The 16607-nt window shown below is 64.9% G+C and carries 8 protein-coding genes; 7 read left to right on the top strand and 1 reads right to left on the bottom strand.

What is annotated here, in order from left to right; genetic code table 11:
* Nucleotides 1-4: 4 nt before the first annotated feature.
* Complete coding sequence (gene yegQ, locus APH30_RS04195; protein WP_054911766.1) at nucleotides 5-1339, bottom strand: tRNA 5-hydroxyuridine modification protein YegQ; 1335 nt, start codon at nucleotides 1337-1339, stop codon at nucleotides 5-7.
* Nucleotides 1340-1474: 135 nt separating this feature from the next.
* Between yegQ and APH30_RS04190 the strand changes: the two genes are divergently transcribed.
* The 7 genes from APH30_RS04190 (at nucleotide 1475) to APH30_RS04160 (ending at nucleotide 16604) form a co-directional block, all read left to right on the top strand.
* Complete coding sequence (locus APH30_RS04190; protein WP_009684185.1) at nucleotides 1475-2539, top strand: AI-2E family transporter; 1065 nt, start codon at nucleotides 1475-1477, stop codon at nucleotides 2537-2539.
* 92 nt (nucleotides 2540-2631) lie between these two features.
* Nucleotides 2632-3654 carry an AraC family transcriptional regulator gene (locus tag APH30_RS04185; RefSeq protein WP_054904903.1) on the top strand — a complete coding sequence of 341 codons (1023 nt, stop codon included), beginning with the start codon at nucleotides 2632-2634 and terminating at the stop codon, nucleotides 3652-3654.
* Nucleotides 3655-3721: 67 nt separating this feature from the next.
* Nucleotides 3722-8221 carry an NEL-type E3 ubiquitin ligase domain-containing protein gene (locus APH30_RS04180; RefSeq protein WP_054911765.1) on the top strand — a complete coding sequence of 1500 codons (4500 nt, stop codon included), beginning with the start codon at nucleotides 3722-3724 and terminating at the stop codon, nucleotides 8219-8221.
* 98 nt (nucleotides 8222-8319) lie between these two features.
* Nucleotides 8320-12813, top strand: a complete 4494-nt coding sequence (locus APH30_RS04175) for an NEL-type E3 ubiquitin ligase domain-containing protein (protein ID WP_054911764.1) — start codon at nucleotides 8320-8322, stop codon at nucleotides 12811-12813.
* Nucleotides 12814-12970: 157 nt separating this feature from the next.
* A complete protein-coding gene (locus APH30_RS04170) occupies nucleotides 12971-14617 on the top strand; it encodes an AMP-binding protein (protein WP_054911763.1) in 1647 nt (548 codons plus the stop codon).
* Between the two features lie 14 nt (nucleotides 14618-14631).
* Nucleotides 14632-15399 carry an SDR family NAD(P)-dependent oxidoreductase gene (locus tag APH30_RS04165; RefSeq protein ID WP_054911762.1) on the top strand — a complete coding sequence of 256 codons (768 nt, stop codon included), beginning with the start codon at nucleotides 14632-14634 and terminating at the stop codon, nucleotides 15397-15399.
* 11 nt (nucleotides 15400-15410) lie between these two features.
* Nucleotides 15411-16604 carry an acetyl-CoA C-acyltransferase gene (locus APH30_RS04160; RefSeq protein ID WP_009684177.1) on the top strand — a complete coding sequence of 398 codons (1194 nt, stop codon included), beginning with the start codon at nucleotides 15411-15413 and terminating at the stop codon, nucleotides 16602-16604.
* The last annotated feature ends 3 nt before the right edge of the window (nucleotides 16605-16607 follow it).

Raw genomic sequence — 16607 nt, 5'->3', positions numbered from 1 at the left:
ATTCTCAGCGGGTGGCTGCTTCGGGGGCAAGGTCACGCATCAGCAACGCGTGGTCGAGGGCGACCTGTTCCGGAATCGGCAGGTAGACCACGTGGCCATCACCCGGCGCTACCTCGATGGCCTGCCGCTGACCGTTGCACAGGCGCTGCAAGTCGAAATGGTAGTTGCCGCGCGGGGTCATCAGCTCGAGGTGGTCGCCCACCCTGAAGCGGTTCTTCACCTTGACCTCGGCCAGGCCGTCGACGCGCACCCCGGTCAGCTCGCCAACGAACTGCTGGCGCTCGGACACCGAGTTGCCACGCTGGTAGTTCTGGTACTCGTCGTGCACGTGGCGGCGCAGAAAACCTTCGGTGTAGCCCCGTTGTGCCAGCGACTCCAGGTTGTCCATCAGCGCGCGGTCGAAGGGGCGCCCGGCCACTGCGTCATCGATTGCCTGGCGGTACGCCTGCACGGCGCGGGCGCAGTAGAAATGCGACTTGGTGCGGCCCTCGATCTTCAGCGAATGCACGCCCATGCCGACCAGGCGTTCCACGTGCTGGATGGCGCGCAGGTCCTTGGCATTCATGATGTAGGTACCGTGCTCATCTTCGAACGCCGGCATTTCGCTACCGGGGCGGTTGCTTTCCTGCAGCAGGAACACCTGGTCGGTAGGGGCGCCCAGGCCCAGGGTGGGCTGCACTTGGCGAACGATGTCGCCCACGGCGTTCTCGGTGGCGGGCGTGGCATCGTACTTCCAGCGGCAGGCGTTGGTGCAGGTGCCCTGGTTGGCATCACGCTTGTTGAGGTAACCCGACAACAGGCAGCGGCCGGAGTAGGCCATGCACAGGGCGCCATGCACGAACACTTCCAGCTCCATGCCCGGCACCTGTTGGCGGATTTCGCCGATTTCTTCCAGTGACAACTCGCGTGACAGGATCACCCGGCCAAGGCCCATGCCTTGCCAGAACTGCACGCTGGCCCAGTTTACCGTGTTGGCCTGTACCGACAGGTGCACCGGCATGTCCGGAAAATGCTGGCGCACCAGCATGATCAAGCCGGGGTCGGACATGATCAGCGCGTCCGGCGCCATGGCGATCACCGGTGCCAGGTCCTTGAGGAATGTCTTCAGCTTGGCGTTGTGCGGGGCGATGTTGACCACGACGTAGAAGCGCTTGCCCAGCGCGTGGGCCTGGGCAATGCCCAGTGCCAGGTTGGTGTGGTCGAACTCGTTGTTGCGCACCCGCAAGCTGTAGCGCGGCTGGCCGGCATAGACCGCGTCGGCGCCATAGGCAAAGGCATAGCGCATGGTCTTGAGGGTGCCGGCAGGGGCCAGGAGTTCGGGCTTGCGGATCAGGGTCATGGTGCGCACCGGGGCAAAGGGCGCGGATGCTAAGGCACGGGGCTGGTGCATGTTTTGATATATATCAACGGATGTAGCGGCACTTTTGGCCAAGCGGCGCGAACTAATATCGCATACGCCATTCGAGGACCTGCAATGAACGAAACTGCCCTACAGAACAAAGCCCTCGCGGTACTCCTGGCGCTGGTGACCATCGCATTCGTGTGGATCCTGCTGCCGTACTACGGCGCGATATTCTGGGCGGTTGTGCTGGCTATCCTGTTTGCCCCGCTGCAGCGCAACCTGGTGATGCGTTTTGGTCGCCGGCGCAACCTGGCAGCGATCACCACGACCATGATCTGCCTGCTGGTGGCGGTGCTGCCGGTGATCATCACCAGCCTGCTGCTGGTGCAGGAAGGCGCGACCCTGTACCAACGGATCGAAAGCGGGCAACTGGACATTGCCGGTTACGTCGAACGGGGCAAGGACATGCTGCCGGCGTTCGCGCAAAACGGGCTGGACCACCTGGGCGTGGGCAACCTCGATGGTTTGCGCGACAAGATCACCAAGTGGGCGACCCAGGGCAGCCAGGTGCTGGCCAGCCAGGCCTTCAGCTTTGGCCAGGGTACGTTCGAGTTCCTGATCGGCTTTGGCATCATGATGTACCTGCTGTTCTTCTTCCTGCGTGAAGGCGCCGATGTGGCCCGCCGTGTGCGCCTGGCAGTGCCGCTGCCCGAGCACCAGAAACGCCGCTTGCAACTGAAGTTCAACCGCGTGGTGCGGGCCACGGTCAAGGGCAACGTGCTGGTGGCCGTGACCCAAGGTGCGTTGGGTGGTTTCATCTTCTGGGTGCTGGATATTCCCAGTGCCCTGGTCTGGGGGGTGCTGATGGCGTTGCTGTCGCTGCTGCCGGCGGTGGGCGCGGGCATTGTCTGGGCACCCGTGGCCGTCTACTTCCTGCTGACCGGGGCGATATTGCCGGGCATCATCCTGACCGCGTTCGGGGTGCTGGTGATCGGCCTGGTGGATAACCTGCTCCGGCCGATTCTGGTAGGCAAGGACACGCGCATGCCGGACTACCTGATCCTGGTATCCACATTGGGTGGGTTGACGGTGTTCGGGCTCAACGGCTTCGTTATCGGGCCGTTGATCGCGGCGCTGTTCATGTCCAGCTGGGCGATCTTCGCCGAGGCAAAGCCACAGGTGCAATTGCCGCAGTGACGGCCGGCCATGGCAGTTGCGCGGTGCGCCCAAGGGCTGGTGTTTTCGCGCCAGCGGCCTAAGATGGCCGGTGACTGGGCCCGGAACAACCGATGAGCACGAAAGATACGATCTCCATGCAACTGGTGCGTGAGGCGCTGATGCAGACCTGCCCAGCGGGCGAAGCCAATGCCGCCCTGCTGGCGCGTGCCGGCATCGATGCCAGTTGCCTCGAGCTGCCCGAGGCGCGCGTTGCCGCGCAATCCTATGCGCGCCTGTGGCGCTTGCTGGCCCGGCGCTGCAATGACGAGTTCTTTGCCATGGACCCTCGCGGGCTGCGCACTGGCAGCCTGGCGTTCATGTGCCGTGCGAGCATGGCTCAGCCAACCCTGGGGCAGGGCCTGGAAACGGCCCTGGGCTTTCTGGCACTGATGCTCGAAGACCTGCAGCCGTGCCTGGTGCGCCAACCGGGCCTGGCCGAGATCGTTATCAACGAACCGCGCGCGGAGCCGCGCCGTGCCTTCACCTACTTCACCTTCTGGATGATCGTGCATGGCGTGGCCTGCTGGCTGGCCGGGCGGCGCATCCCCATCCTGGCGATCGACCTGCGCTGCGCCGAGCCACCGTTCTGTGATGATTACCGGGTGATGTTTTCCGAAAGCCTGCAGTTCGGCCGCCCGCGTACGCGCATGATCATCCCCGCCGATTGCCTTGGCCTGGCAGTGCGGCGCAGCGAGCAGGAATTGCAGCGTTTTCTTGCCGAAGCGCCCGCCAACATCCTGGTGCGTTACCGTGACCCGTCCAGCCTGGCGCGGCGCATTCGTACCGATCTGCTGCGCCAGGCACCTGCACAATGGCCAGCGCTGGAGCACCTGGCGCAAACGCTGTGCCTGTCTGCTTCTACGCTGCGCAGGCGCCTGGCCGAAGAGGGGCAGACCTACCAGGGGCTCAAGGACAGTGTGCGGCGCGAGCTTGCCACCACCTGGCTGGTCGGCGCCGAGCCAGCCATGGGCGAAATTGCCGAACGGCTGGGTTTTGCCGATGCCAGTTCGTTCTACAAGGCCTTTCGCAAGTGGTTCGGCTGCAACCCGGGGCAATACCGCGCGGTGGTCCAGGCTCGCCACGCTGGCAACTGATTCCGTCTGCTGCACACAGCGCCAATGCGTCAGCGTCGGGGGTTTCCAGCCAAAGGAGCACCCCTTCATGCCACAGGCACCCCTGCACCCCAAGCTCGAACGCGCGACGGACGATTTCATCAGCCAGATACTGCCTGATTGGTTGAGGCGGGCCAGCGCCTCACAAATCATGGCGCTGCGCGATGCCTATAGCGCCTACCTCACAAGCCAGGCTGAAATGTCGGCTGTACTCCGGCAGTTGCAGCCGATCGATGCGTTTGCCCGCCGCTTGCTGACCCTGGGCCTTCACCGGGAGGGCGGCGCGCTGCTGGATCTCGACCGCTTGGAATGGCGCGAGCAGCGGCGCAGGTTCAAGGTCGAGCCAGGAAAATTGCCCACGGATGAGTCCTACTTCGTGAGGGTGCCGGCGTTGCAGAGGTTGATGCAAAACTTTGCCAGCGGCGAATCCTTTTATCTGGAGACGGCACTGGTATACCCCGCAGACCCCGCTGCCGACGTGCCGGAACGGGTGGCCCTCGATGATGCGGCACGGATTGTAGAGGCCTGCCGCAGTACCGATGTGGGCGCACGCTACCAGGAACACCTGGCCCGGTTGTTCACCCCTGCCTTTGAGCAGACGCTGGCCACCAGCCTGCGCCGAACCCTGGCCTTGCAACTGGAGATAGCCGCCACACGCGGGCTTCTGCCGGCAGAGGATGTACAGATAGTGCGCGATATAGTGGCAGGCCGCAGAACTGCCCTTTCAAACGGCCGCACCGTGCGTTGCGGCCCGTTGCAGGTACTGGGTTGCACGGTGCACGGGGCACTGGTGGTTGAGGTTGCCAACGACAACCAGCGGTATGCCGGCAGTGTGCAACTGGTGCTGTCGGACGATGCCCACGCTGCCTTCCGGCACTTGGTTTCCTGGCGTGTGGTGAACTTCGAGCTGGTCGAGATGTTCAAGGATCCCGCTCGGTATGCGGCGCTGGTGGAACGCATTGCCTTACATGAGCGGGCAGGGTTCGTCGCCACCCTGGCCAAGCGGCTGGCCGATGATGAACCTGACCTGGAGCCGACCTTCGCCAACTTGCCGCAAGGGCGGTTCGAAGGCCTGGCGTTACAGCAGTTGCAACGGATTCGCGAGGATGCGCGGTTCCTGGCGGTGCCCACCGCTGATGCCGATTCCAGCCAGACGCTGGCACGTGAGCACGCGTTGGCGTCGGCAGGGCTGGCACTGCTCAACCTGGCGGGGTTGTTCGTGCCGACGGTTGGCGCATTGCTGCTTGCCGACATGGTCGTGCAGACCTTGTCGGAGGTTTACGAAGGGGCCAGGCACTGGAGCCTGGGCCATCAGCATGAGGCTATCGAGCATTTGCTGGGGGTGGCGGAGAACCTGGCGGTAACGGCGGCGGTTGCCGGTGGCGCCACGGTGGTGGCGCGTGGCTTCGTGCGCAGTACTTTTGTCGATGGCCTGGAGCCCGTCACCAACGATGCAGGGCAGCAACGGCTTTGGTCGAACGACCTGACGCGTTACCAGAGCGCGCGGCCGAGCGGAACGCTGCGCGAACTGGACAATGGCCTGCTGAGCGATGGAGTTCGGCACTGGTGGTACCACGACGGTAGCTACTGGCGGGTACGGTCGCAGGGTGAGCATGGCCCTTGGCGCTTGCAGGACGTCACCGATGACACGGCCTTCGGCCCTGCCCTGGAGTGGAACGCTGAAGCCTCCTGGCAACTGGCCAGCGAACGGCCGCTGGAATGGCAAGGCGCCCAAAGGCTGCTGCAGCGCCTGTGGCCTGCATCATCATCATTGGGCTCGGCGCGCGTTGCGCAGGTGCTCAGGGTTGCCGACGTATCCGAGGAGCATTTGCGTGGCTTGCTGGTGGAGAAGCGTCCGATGCCGGTTGTGTTACGTGACACGTTGGAGCGCTTTGCTGCAGGTGAAAGAATCGAGCGTTTCTTCGCCCAGGTCGGCAGTGCGGACAGTCAGCTGTGGCAATGGTGCCTGGACGCCCTTGGCCTGCAAGCGCTGCCGCGGGATGAGCAGGTGGTGCAGGTTACCCGGCATGCGACCAGCCTGCGCCCCCGGCTGCTGGACTACCTGGGCTGCCGCTATCTGGAGGCAGACGCCCAGGCCTGGCTCATACGCCGCGATTTTCCGGGCTTGCCAGACGCCTACGTGTTGGAGGTTCTGCGGCATATCTCGACCGAGCAGCGGGTCATCCTGCGCACCCAGGCGCGCCTGCCGTTGGCGGTGGCGCAGCAGGCCCGCGAGCTGTTGCAGGTGGCCAGGCTGACGCGCATGCGTGAAGGGCTGTTTCTGGCTGGCAGCCACCACCCCGGCCTGGACGAGTTGGTGTTCTGCCTGTTGCGCGAGCATGCCAAGTGGCCGGCAACAGCGCAGGTGGAGCTGCGTGAGGGGTCGCTTGCGGGGCGTCGGCTGGCGCAGCTGCCTGGGCCGGAACAAACCGCCGCCAACGTGGTGATGGTCCGGCAGGAGGGCCACTACCGCCTGTATGACGTGGCCGGTACCGAGCTACAGGCCAGCGCGCAGCGGCCGCTTGAATTCTACGAAGCGCTGCTGGCCTGCCTGCCCACGGCAGACAGGCAACGCCTGGGTTGGCAGGGCGACCAGGCGTACAGTGCACTGCGCCTGGCCCTCCAACGCTGGCTACCGCAGGGGCGTGCTGCGCTGTTGAAATTACTGGGTGCCAGTGACGTTGGCGTGCCGCCGAATCCTGTTCGGCGCCTGCCCGATGGCCGGGTCGGCTACGTGCTCAGCGGCAGGGGCACAGCGGGTAACTTCAGCCAGCGCGTGTTGCGTACCCGCATTCGAAGCCTCTATCCAGGTTTCAATGAAGAGGAAGTGGAGACCTTTCTGGAGCTGCTGCTGGAGCGGCCAGGTTCGGCGTTCTGCAATCTGTTGCTGCAGGAACAACAGTACCGCAGGTTCAGCGACGCGTTGACACGGTGGGTGGAGGGTACCCGCAACAGTGCCAGCCAGGCGGCGCGGCTGTCTGCTGCAGGCGAACTGCGACGCAGCTGGCGCCTGATCGGCGAGCGGATCGTCGACCAGCACGGCGAGTCTCAGGGCATGCGCCTGAGCCTGACGGGCGTACCCTTGCGCAGCCTGCCGGAGCTGCCCGCAGGCACCGATTTCAACCATCTTGCTGAACTGATACTCAGCGACCTGGCCGTGGAGCATGTGCCGGCCAGCTTCCTGCGCTGTTTCACCCAACTGCGCTGGTTGAACATGAGTGGCAATCGCCTGAGCGAGGTGCCTGCCGACCTCAGGCACCTGTCGCACCTGACCAACCTCAGCCTGGCTGGCAACCAGATCCGCATGACGGCGGCGGGTGTTGCAACCCTCGGCAGCCTGACGCGCCTGCGTGTCCTCGATCTGAATCACAACCCCCTGGGCGCCATTGCGCTGCAGTTGGATGCCTTGGGGCGCCTGCGCGAGCTGCACATGCGCGGCGCCAACTTGCAGACGGTACCTGCGCAGTTGCACCGCTGCCGGTTGCTGGAGCTCGCGGATTTGCGCGACAACCATATCGGTGCACTGCCAGAGCCGCTGCTGGAAGCGCCTGAGGCGTTGCGGCTGGCGGTGCAATTATCGGGTAACCCGCTGTCGAATGCCGTCAGGCAGCGCATGCTTGCCGCGGGGGCAGTGGAGGCTGCCGTTGACGAGCCTTTGCTGGCCACCGACACCGCACGCGAGCGTTGGCTGGCATTGGTCGCGGCGCCGCAGCGGGGTTTCAGTGAGGCCCGGTGGGATGGCGTTCAGCGTGAAGAAGGTAGCGATGCGTTCTTCCGGTTGCTGACGGAGCTGACCGACACGCGCGATTATCAGGTCATTCCCGATGACCTGGGGCGGCGTGTGTGGCGCATGCTGGAGGCGATGCAGAACGACACGGTGTTGCGCGAAGAACTGTTCAACCTGGCTGCCGACCCGCGAACCTGTGCCGACAGCGTCGCGAGCTGTTTCAGTGCCTTGGAAGTGCGCTTGTATCTGCGCCAGTCATTGCAACAGGCTGAACCCGTGGCCGCACGGCTCACCCGTTTGCGTGTGGCGAGGCAGCTGTTTCGTCTGGAACAGGTGGAGCGCCTGGCCCGAGAGGATGTGAAGGTGCGCCTGGCGCAAGGGCAGCATGTCGATGAAGTCGAGGTCAGCCTGGCGTATCGCACCGGCCTGGCTGAAGAGCTGGACCTGCCAGGGCAGCCGAGAACGATGCAGTTCGAGACCATCGCCGCCGTCAGCCGGCAGCAACTGGCTGCAGCGGCTGCAACGGTGCGTGAAGCGGAGGCTACCGAGCAGTTGCCCCGCTTCATCGCGCAACGTGATTTCTGGCAGGAGTACCTGCGGCGCGAAGAACCAGCAGCGTTCAATGCCGTGGAAGCGCCTTTCTGGGGCCGCATGGAGGGGCTGAGCGCGGAGGCGGCCAATGAAGGCGCCTACCTGCGCGATTTCGACAGGCTGGCGGAAGAGCGCAAGGCGGCGATCGAGGCGTTGTTGTTCCGTTTGACCCGCGAGGCGATGGACCTGCCCACGGGGTCGGGCAGCAGGACTGAGCGCGCTTCGGGGTGACTGCCGGGCGTTGGCGGCAGGCGATCGTTTCCTGCTGCCATCGCCGCTGGGGAAGGCGGCACAGTCGGGGGTCATGATCCCCGTCAAGGAACACTGACATGCCCTCGCAACCTGTAAAACCCTGGCTCCAACACCCGGTAGAGCGCTTCATTGCCAACCGCTTGCCTGATTGGCTAAGCAAGGCCAGCCCTGTTGGCCTTGCTGCGCTGCAGTCTGCACTGGATGCGCACCTTGCCAGCCAGCGCACACTCAGCAGCGTTACCGAACACCTGCAGCCACTGATGGCATTTGCCGAGGCGCGCCTGAACGGCGCCCTGGGCCTTGCTGTACCGCTCGATCGGCTGACCTGGCGTGAAGAGCGCCGGCGCCTGCGTGTGGACCTTGGCGGCATCCGCCAGTTCGAATCGTACTTCGTCAGGGTGCCTGCGCTGGAAAAGCTGTTACAGAACTTCAAGCCCAGGGAGTCGTTCTTCGAGCAGACCGCGCTGGTACGGCCGCCCATTGCGCCCGAGCGTGAAGAACAAGCCCTGCCTGCAACTATCGACGCGGTCGTGGCCGCCTGCCGGGAAGCCGATGTCGGCAAGGCCTACCAGGGGCATCTGGCAGCGATCATGGACGAGGCCTTCGAACGCGACCTGACCTTGGACAAGCGCCTTGAACTGGCGCTGGCTACAGAAATTGCCACCCTCAAGGGGCAGCTCAAGATCAATGAAGTGCGCATGCTGCGCCAACTGGGTCGTGGCGAGACCCCGACGAACCCCGGCAGCCATTATGTTCGGGTGGGCGGGCTGCAGGTGCTGGGTTGCCGGGTGGACGGCGCCTTGGTCATCGAATTGCTCGACTCGTGGTCGATTGCCGTCGGTGGGACAGGGAGGTTGCTGCTGCTCAAGGGGGTGCTGTTGTACCTGCCAGATGATCAGGCTCGGCCACTGCAGTACTACCCTGATTGGCCCACCGCCAACCGCGCATTGGTCGCGGCAATGGCTGCTCCCCATTACCGCAGCGCGTTTGTACGGCGGATTGCGCTCAGCGAGCGTGCCGGCTACCAGGCGTTGCTCGCCACACGCCTGCAAGACGACGAGCCTGATCTGCAACCGCGCAGGCTCTCGACGTCGACGCCCATCTTCGAGCAGATGGCCGCCTGGCACATTCAGCGCATCAAGGCCGATGCCCGATACCTGGCGGTGCCCACCGAACAGGCCGATAGCGATGCTGCGGCTGAGCGGTTGCGTGCCCTGGAGGGCGTCGGCGAGGTGTTGCTCAACCTGGCCGGGTTGTTCGTGCCGGTGGTTGGCACGCTGTTGATGGCCGACATGGCAAGGCAACTGCTGGGGCAGGTGTTCGAAGGTTTCAGTGACTGGAGCCAGGGCCATCAGCACGAGGCCTTGCAGCACATGATGCAGGTGGCCACCTCGCTGGCGGTCAACGGCGCTGTGCTTGGCGGGGCCTATGCCTTGCACAGCGCCTTTGTCGGGCATCTGCACCCGGTGACCAACGAGGCGGGCCAGGCACGCTTGTGGCACGATGACCTGGCCCCTTACCGCCAGGCGCTGCCAGCAGCGCCATTGACCACGCTGGAGAACGGTCTGTTGACCGATGGCAGCGGCCATTGGTGGCGTTGCGATGAGGCATTGTACAGCGTGCGCGAGGATCGCAACGGTACCTGGCGGTTGTTGCACCGGGAGGGTCCCGATGTTTACGGGCCAGCCTTGCAAACCAATGGCGAGCGCGCCTGGCGCCTGGTGACCGAACGGCCATTGGAGTGGCAGGGCACTGCACGTCTGCTGGCGCGATTGTGGCCGGCCGCACAGTCACTTGCCCCAGAGCGATTGACGCAGATACTGAAAGTGGCCGATGTCGACGAGGCTTTTCTGCGCGGTTTGCTGGTTGAGGAGCGGCCCCTTCCGGTTCAGTTGCGCGACACCCTCGAGCGGTTTGCGGTGGATGCCAGGATCGCGACGTTTTTCCAGCAGCTCGATACCACCGTGAACGATACCGAGCTGTTGCAGTGGTGCGTGCATGAGCTGGATGTCGACGCGGATACGCTGCCTGCCCAGCTCGCGCAGATCGCGTTGCATGCGCAGAGCCTGCGCGAAGGGATGTTCGAGTACTTCTCGTGTTGCCACCTCGGTGCAGACAATTTGCAGAGCCTGCTGACGCGCGACTATCCCGGCTTGCCGCACGCCTACACGCTCGACGTGCTGAGCCACGCCAGCGATGCCATGCGGGCGCAGATGGAAAGCACCGGCCGGGTCCCCCTGGGCTTGGCGCAACAGGCCCGTGCCTCGTTGCAACTGGCCCGCCTGACAAGGGCGCGCGAGGCGTTCTACCTGCGCTGCAGCTATCACCCCGATGCGGTCGCGCTGGCGTTTGCCCTGCTGCGTCGGCAGGGGTTCGCGCAAAGCATGCTCAACCTGGAGTTGCGGGACCGCTCAGTGTTCGGCCCTTTGCAGGAACGGTTGCTGCCCCAGGCGGGCAGCCAGCAGACGCTGGTCATGGTCTGGCGCGACGGGGCCTTTACCCTGTATGACGAACAGGGCCTGCCTGCTGAACGGGAGGTGGCAGAACCCGCTGGGCTGTTCGAGGTCCTGGCGGCGTGCCTGCCGAGCGCGTCTCGCCAGCGCCTGGGTACCACGGGTGGGTCTGCTGCCGACAGCTTGCGCCTGGCCCTGCAAGGCGCGATACCTGAGCGTTCCTCGGACCTGCTGAAGCTGCTTGGGTGGCGTGAAGCGCGGGCGCTGGGCACCTCGATGCGACGCTTGCCTGACGGGCGCCTGGGTTACCTGCTCGGCGGCGGCGCCAGCAGGCTACCTTCCGCATCGTCGATCGAGCAGATGTTGCGCAACCGCCTGCGTGGGCTTTACCCGTCGTTCAGTGATGACGATGTCGAGCGTTACCTGGGGATCATGGCAGAGATCGACGGCTCGCCCTTCGACAGCCTGTTGCTGCAGGAACAGGAATTCCGGCGCCTGAACGAAGAGCTGCAGCGCTGGATGTTCCGCGTCATGGGCCCGGCCCGACATGCGCGCCGGCGGTTGGCCTCTGCATTGCTCCGCGCCTGGCGGCTGGAAGGTGAGCGGGTGTTCGATGCGCAAAACAACCCGGTCGGCCTGCGGCTGCACGTGGCTGACATGGCGGTAGGGGAGTTGCCGACGTTGCCGCAGGGCAGCAGCTTTGGCCATGTGGCGGAACTGACACTGGCAGGTTTGCACGTTCCTGCGCTGCCCCCTGGTTTCCTGGGCTGCTTCCGGCACCTGCGCACGCTCGACCTGAGCGACAATGCCTTGCGTGAGCTACCCGAGGGCCTTGAAGGGATGCCCGAGCTGAACCAGCTGATACTGCGCAACAACCGCATCCGCCCCAGCGCCGGGCAGGTGGCTGCGTTGTTGCGCTGCGTCAATTTGCGCCGGCTGGACCTGAACGACAACCCGCTGGGCGCTCTACAGTTGGATGTGTCCGGGCTGCGCCGGCTGCAGCGGCTGCGCTTGCGGCGTACGGGGCTGACCAGCATGCCTTCAGGCCTGCAATGGTGCGCGCGCCTGGAGTATGCCGATCTGCGCGACAACCAGATTGCCGAGCTGCCTCAGGCATTGCTCGACGCCCCGGCCGCGGTGAGGCAGGTCGTGGACGTGGAAGGCAACGCGCTGCCCACTGCGTTGCGCGAGCAACTCTATGCACCTGAAATCGTGCCCGTCCCGCTCATGCTGGGCGAAGGTGCACAAGAGCAGGCCATGCACGCATGGCTGGGCACGCGCGCAGAGGCTGACCAGGCCCTAGGCCGCGAGCTGTGGCAGGCCTTGCGCAGTGAACCTGGCAGTGATGCATTCTTCGAACTGCTGGTGGGGATGACCCAGAGTGCCGAGTTCCGCCTTGCGCCTGAACAATTGGGCGCCAGGGTGTGGCCCCTGGTCGAGGCGCTGTCGGTGGACCGCGACCTGCGCGAAGCCTTGTTCGCGCTGGCCGACGAACCACGTGCGTGCGCCGACAATCTCGCCAATTGCTTCAGCAACCTGGAGGTCCGGTACCAGGTACTGCACGCCACCCAGGGCGGTGAGCCTGTGGCTACCCGTGATGCGCGGCTGGTGCTGGCACGGCGCCTGTACCGCCTTGACACCGTACTGGCACTGGCCCGGGCGGACATCAACAGCCGCTACGCGGATGGCCGTTGGCAGCGCGGCGATCATGCCGAAGAGGAAGTCGAGGTCAGCCTGGCCTACCGCACAGGGCTGGCTGAACGCTTGAACCTGATCGGCCAGCCACGGTACATGCTGTTCGGTGCGTTGGCCGTGGTCTCTGAAGCCGACCTGGAGCGCGCTTGCAATGCAGTGCTGGCAGGGGAGGCGAGTGAAGACATCACGCGCTACATCAGCCAGCGGGACTTCTGGATTGACGTGTTGCGCGCCGAACACCCACAGGACTTCGCCCTGATCCAGCAGCAATTCGAGCAGGCCATGGAGGCGCTGGAAGAGCGTATGCAGCAGTTGGGCAGTGGTGCCTACGACGCCCAGGCCCGAACACTGATGCGCGACCGCCAGGAGGCGCTGGAAGCCTTGGCCCTACGCTTGACCCGGGAACGCCTGAACAGGGCTTGACCCGCCGCAGGGTAGCGCGCGAGCGCATTGCACTGCCTGCGCACGGCCAAACCGGTCACCCAGATTGACAGCTTTGGCCATTGCCGCGGGTGACGCGCGGCGCGAACATCGTCGGACCGATGGTTAACTCCAAAAACAACAAACCAGGAGTCCGACGATGCGTGATTACGCCGAGGCTGTTCGCCTGTTCGAGCTTGGCAACACCGTAGCTGGGGCACTGCACGGCAACCTCGAAACCCTTAACGCGTGTGTCGAGTGCTGTGACCGCCATGTCGGCGGTGGCAAGGTGGCACTGCTGCATGTCGATCGCGATGGCCACACTGCCCGCTACAGCTTCGAGCAATTGCACATGCTGGCCGCCCGGTTCGCCAATGTGCTCAAGGCGCAAGGCGTGCAGGCGGGCGACAGGGTGGCGGGGCTGTTGCCACGTACCCCCGAGTTGCTGGTCAGCATCCTGGCCACCTGGCGCATCGGGGCGGTGTACCAGCCCTTGTTCACCGCCTTCGGGCCCAAGGCCATCGAGCACCGTCTCGAACAGTCACGCGCCCGTGTCGTTGTCACAGACAGCGTCAACCGGGGCAAGCTGGACGATGTACACGCCTGCTCGACGGTCATCACGGTGAACGCCCGCAGTGGCGAACTGGATTTCCAACAGTGCCTGGCCGGCGCCGCGCCTGAATGCGAGCCTGTGATGCGCTCGGGCGACGACCCGTTCCTGCTGATGTTCACGTCCGGTACCACCGGCCCGGCCAAGCCGCTGGAAGTACCGTTGCGTGCCATCGTCGCCTTCCAGGGCTACATGCGCGATGCCATCGACCTGCGCCGCGAAGACAACTTCTGGAACCTGGCCGACCCCGGCTGGGCCTATGGCTTGTACTACGCCGTGACCGGGCCGCTGTCCCTGGGGCATGCCACCACCTTCTACGATGGCCCGTTCAGTGTCGATAGCTGTGTGCGGGTGATCGAAACGCTGGGCATCACCAACCTGGCCGGGTCGCCCACCGCTTACCGTTTGCTGATCGCGGCCGGCGATGCCTTCGCGGCACCGATCAAAGGCCGCCTGCGCGTTGTCAGCAGTGCCGGTGAGCCGCTGAACCCGGAAGTGATTCGCTGGTTTGCCGACGAATTGGGGGTGACCATCCACGACCACTACGGGCAGACCGAACTGGGCATGGTGCTGTGTAACCATCATGGCCTGCAGCACCCGGTGCACCCGGGCTCGGCCGGCTTCGCCATCCCGGGCCATCGGATCGTGGTGCTGGACGAGCAGGGGCGCGAGCTGCCGGCCGGCGAGCCAGGCATTCTCGCGGTCGACCGCGAGCGGTCGCCGCTATGCTGGTTCGCTGGCTACCAGGATTTGCCGACCAAGGCCTTCGTCGGCAAGTACTACCTGAGCGGCGATACCGTCGAGTTGAACCGCAACGGCAGCATCAGCTTCGTCGGGCGTAGTGACGATGTGATCACCACCTCTGGTTACCGTGTCGGCCCTTTCGACGTGGAAAGCGCGTTGATCGAACACCCGGCAGTGATCGAGGCTGCGGTGATCGGCAAGCCGGATCCGGAGCGCACCGAGTTGATCAAGGCGTTCGTGGTGTTGGCCAGCGGCTATCACGGCACCCCCGAACTTGAAGAGGCATTGCGTCAGCATGTGCGTCAGCGCCTGTACGCGCACGCCTACCCCCGCGAAATCGAATTCGTCAGCGACCTGCCCAAGACCCCGAGCGGCAAGCTGCAACGCTTCATCCTGCGTAACCAGGAAGTCGCCAAACAACACGCGCCGCAGGCCACCCCTGCCAGCGCCTGAAAGGAAAACCGACCATGCAGATAGCGAACAAACACTTCATCGTCAGCGGCGCGGCATCCGGGCTGGGCGCTGCCACTGCGCAGATGCTGGTGGAGGCGGGTGCCAAGGTCATGCTGGTTGACCTCAATGCCCAGGCCGTTGAGGCCAAGGCGCGTGAACTGGGCGAGCATGCCCGTTTCGCGGTGGCTGACATCAGCGACGAGCAGGCTGCCCAGGCAGCAGTCGATGCAACCGTCAGTGCGTTCGGTAGCCTCCACGGGCTGATCAACTGCGCCGGTATCGTAGGCGCCGAGAAAGTGCTGGGCAAACAGGGGCCGCATGGCCTGGCCAGCTTCGCCAAGGTGATCAACGTCAACCTGGTCGGCAGCTTCAACCTGCTGCGCCTGGCTGCCGCCGCCATGGCTGAAGGCGTTGCCGGCGGGGATGGCGAGCGTGGCGTGATCATCAACACCGCCTCCATCGCGGCGTATGATGGCCAGATCGGCCAGGCGGCCTATGCCGCGTCCAAGGGCGCCATTGCCAGCCTGACCTTGCCGGTAGCCCGTGAACTGGCCCGCTTCGGTATCCGTGTGATGACGATCGCCCCGGGCATCTTCGAAACACCGATGATGGCCGGCATGAGCGAAGACGTACGTGCTTCCCTCGCCGCTGGGGTGCCGTTCCCGCCACGCCTGGGCCGCCCGCAGGAATATGCCGCGCTGGCGCGGCACATCATCGAGAACAGCATGCTCAACGGTGAGGTGATCCGCCTCGACGGTGCGTTGCGCATGGCTGCCAAGTAAGGAGGATGACCATGACCCTCAGCAATGACCCGATTGTGATCGTCAGCGCCGTGCGCACGCCCATGGGTGGCCTGCAAGGCGACCTCAAGAGCCTGACCGCGCCGCAACTGGGCAGTGCCGCCATCCGTGGCGCAGTCGAGCGCGCCGGCATCGATGCCGCCAGTGTCGAGCAGGTGCTGTTCGGCTGCGTCCTGCCGGCCGGCCAGGGCCAGGCCCCGGCGCGTCAGGCGGCGCTGGGTGCCGGGTTGGACAAGCACACCACCTGCACCACCCTGAACAAGATGTGCGGTTCGGGCATGCAGGCCGCGATCATGGCCCATGACCTGCTGCTGGCCGGCACCGCCGAGGTGGTGGTGGCCGGTGGCATGGAAAGCATGACCAACGCCCCCTACCTGCTGGACAAGGCCCGCGGTGGTTACCGCATGGGCCATGGCAAGATCATCGACCACATGTTCATGGATGGCCTGGAAGATGCCTACGACAAGGGCCGCCTGATGGGCACCTTTGCTGAAGACTGTGCCCAGGCCAACGGCTTCAGCCGCGAGGCCCAGGACCAGTTTGCCATCGCCTCGCTGACCCGCGCCCAGGACGCGATCAAGCGTGGCCGTTTTGCCGCCGAGATCATTCCGGTGGAGGTCACCGAGGGTAAGCAAACGCGCGTCATCAAGGACGACGAACAGCCGCCGAAGGCGCGGCTGGACAAGATTGCGCAGCTCAAGCCGGCCTTCCGTGAAGGCGGTACGGTGACCGCGGCCAACGCCAGTTCGATCTCCGATGGGGCTGCGGCGCTGGTGCTGATGCGCCGCTCCCAAGCCGACAAACGAGGGCTCAAGCCTTTGGCGGTGATTCACGGGCATTCGGCCTTCGCCGATACCCCGGCCTTGTTCCCCACTGCGCCCATCGGTGCTATCGACAAGCTCCTTGTGCGCACGGGCTGGAAACTGGCCGAGGTCGACCTGTTCGAGGTCAACGAAGCCTTTGCCGTGGTCACCCTGGCGGCCATGAAACACCTCGACCTGCCCCATGACAAGGTCAACATCCACGGTGGCGCCTGTGCCCTCGGCCACCCGATCGGGGCATCCGGGGCACGCATCCTGGTGACCTTGCTGTCGGCCCTGCGCCAGAACAACCTGCGCCGGGGTATAGCGGCCATCTGCATCGGTGGTGGCGAAGCCACGGCCATGGCGGTCGAATGCCTGTACTGAGGT

The organism is Pseudomonas sp. NBRC 111127, assembly GCF_001320345.1.
Classification (GTDB): Bacteria; Pseudomonadota; Gammaproteobacteria; order Pseudomonadales; family Pseudomonadaceae; genus Aquipseudomonas; species Aquipseudomonas juntendi.
Note: the sequence above shows the minus strand (reverse complement) of the source record. Positions and strands in the feature narration are given on the sequence as shown.

Excerpts from the sequence above, each read along its gene's own strand:
- APH30_RS04175 (WP_054911764.1), top strand. The coding sequence starts at position 8,320 with ATGCCCTCGCAACCTGTAAAACCCTGGCTCCAACACCCGGTAGAGCGC.
- yegQ (WP_054911766.1), bottom strand. The coding sequence starts at position 1,339 with ATGACCCTGATCCGCAAGCCCGAACTCCTGGCCCCTGCCGGCACCCTC.
- APH30_RS04190 (WP_009684185.1), top strand. The coding sequence starts at position 1,475 with ATGAACGAAACTGCCCTACAGAACAAAGCCCTCGCGGTACTCCTGGCG.
- APH30_RS04180 (WP_054911765.1), top strand. The coding sequence starts at position 3,722 with ATGCCACAGGCACCCCTGCACCCCAAGCTCGAACGCGCGACGGACGAT.
- APH30_RS04165 (WP_054911762.1), top strand. The coding sequence starts at position 14,632 with ATGCAGATAGCGAACAAACACTTCATCGTCAGCGGCGCGGCATCCGGG.
- APH30_RS04170 (WP_054911763.1), top strand. The coding sequence starts at position 12,971 with ATGCGTGATTACGCCGAGGCTGTTCGCCTGTTCGAGCTTGGCAACACC.
- APH30_RS04185 (WP_054904903.1), top strand. The coding sequence starts at position 2,632 with ATGAGCACGAAAGATACGATCTCCATGCAACTGGTGCGTGAGGCGCTG.
- APH30_RS04160 (WP_009684177.1), top strand. The coding sequence starts at position 15,411 with ATGACCCTCAGCAATGACCCGATTGTGATCGTCAGCGCCGTGCGCACG.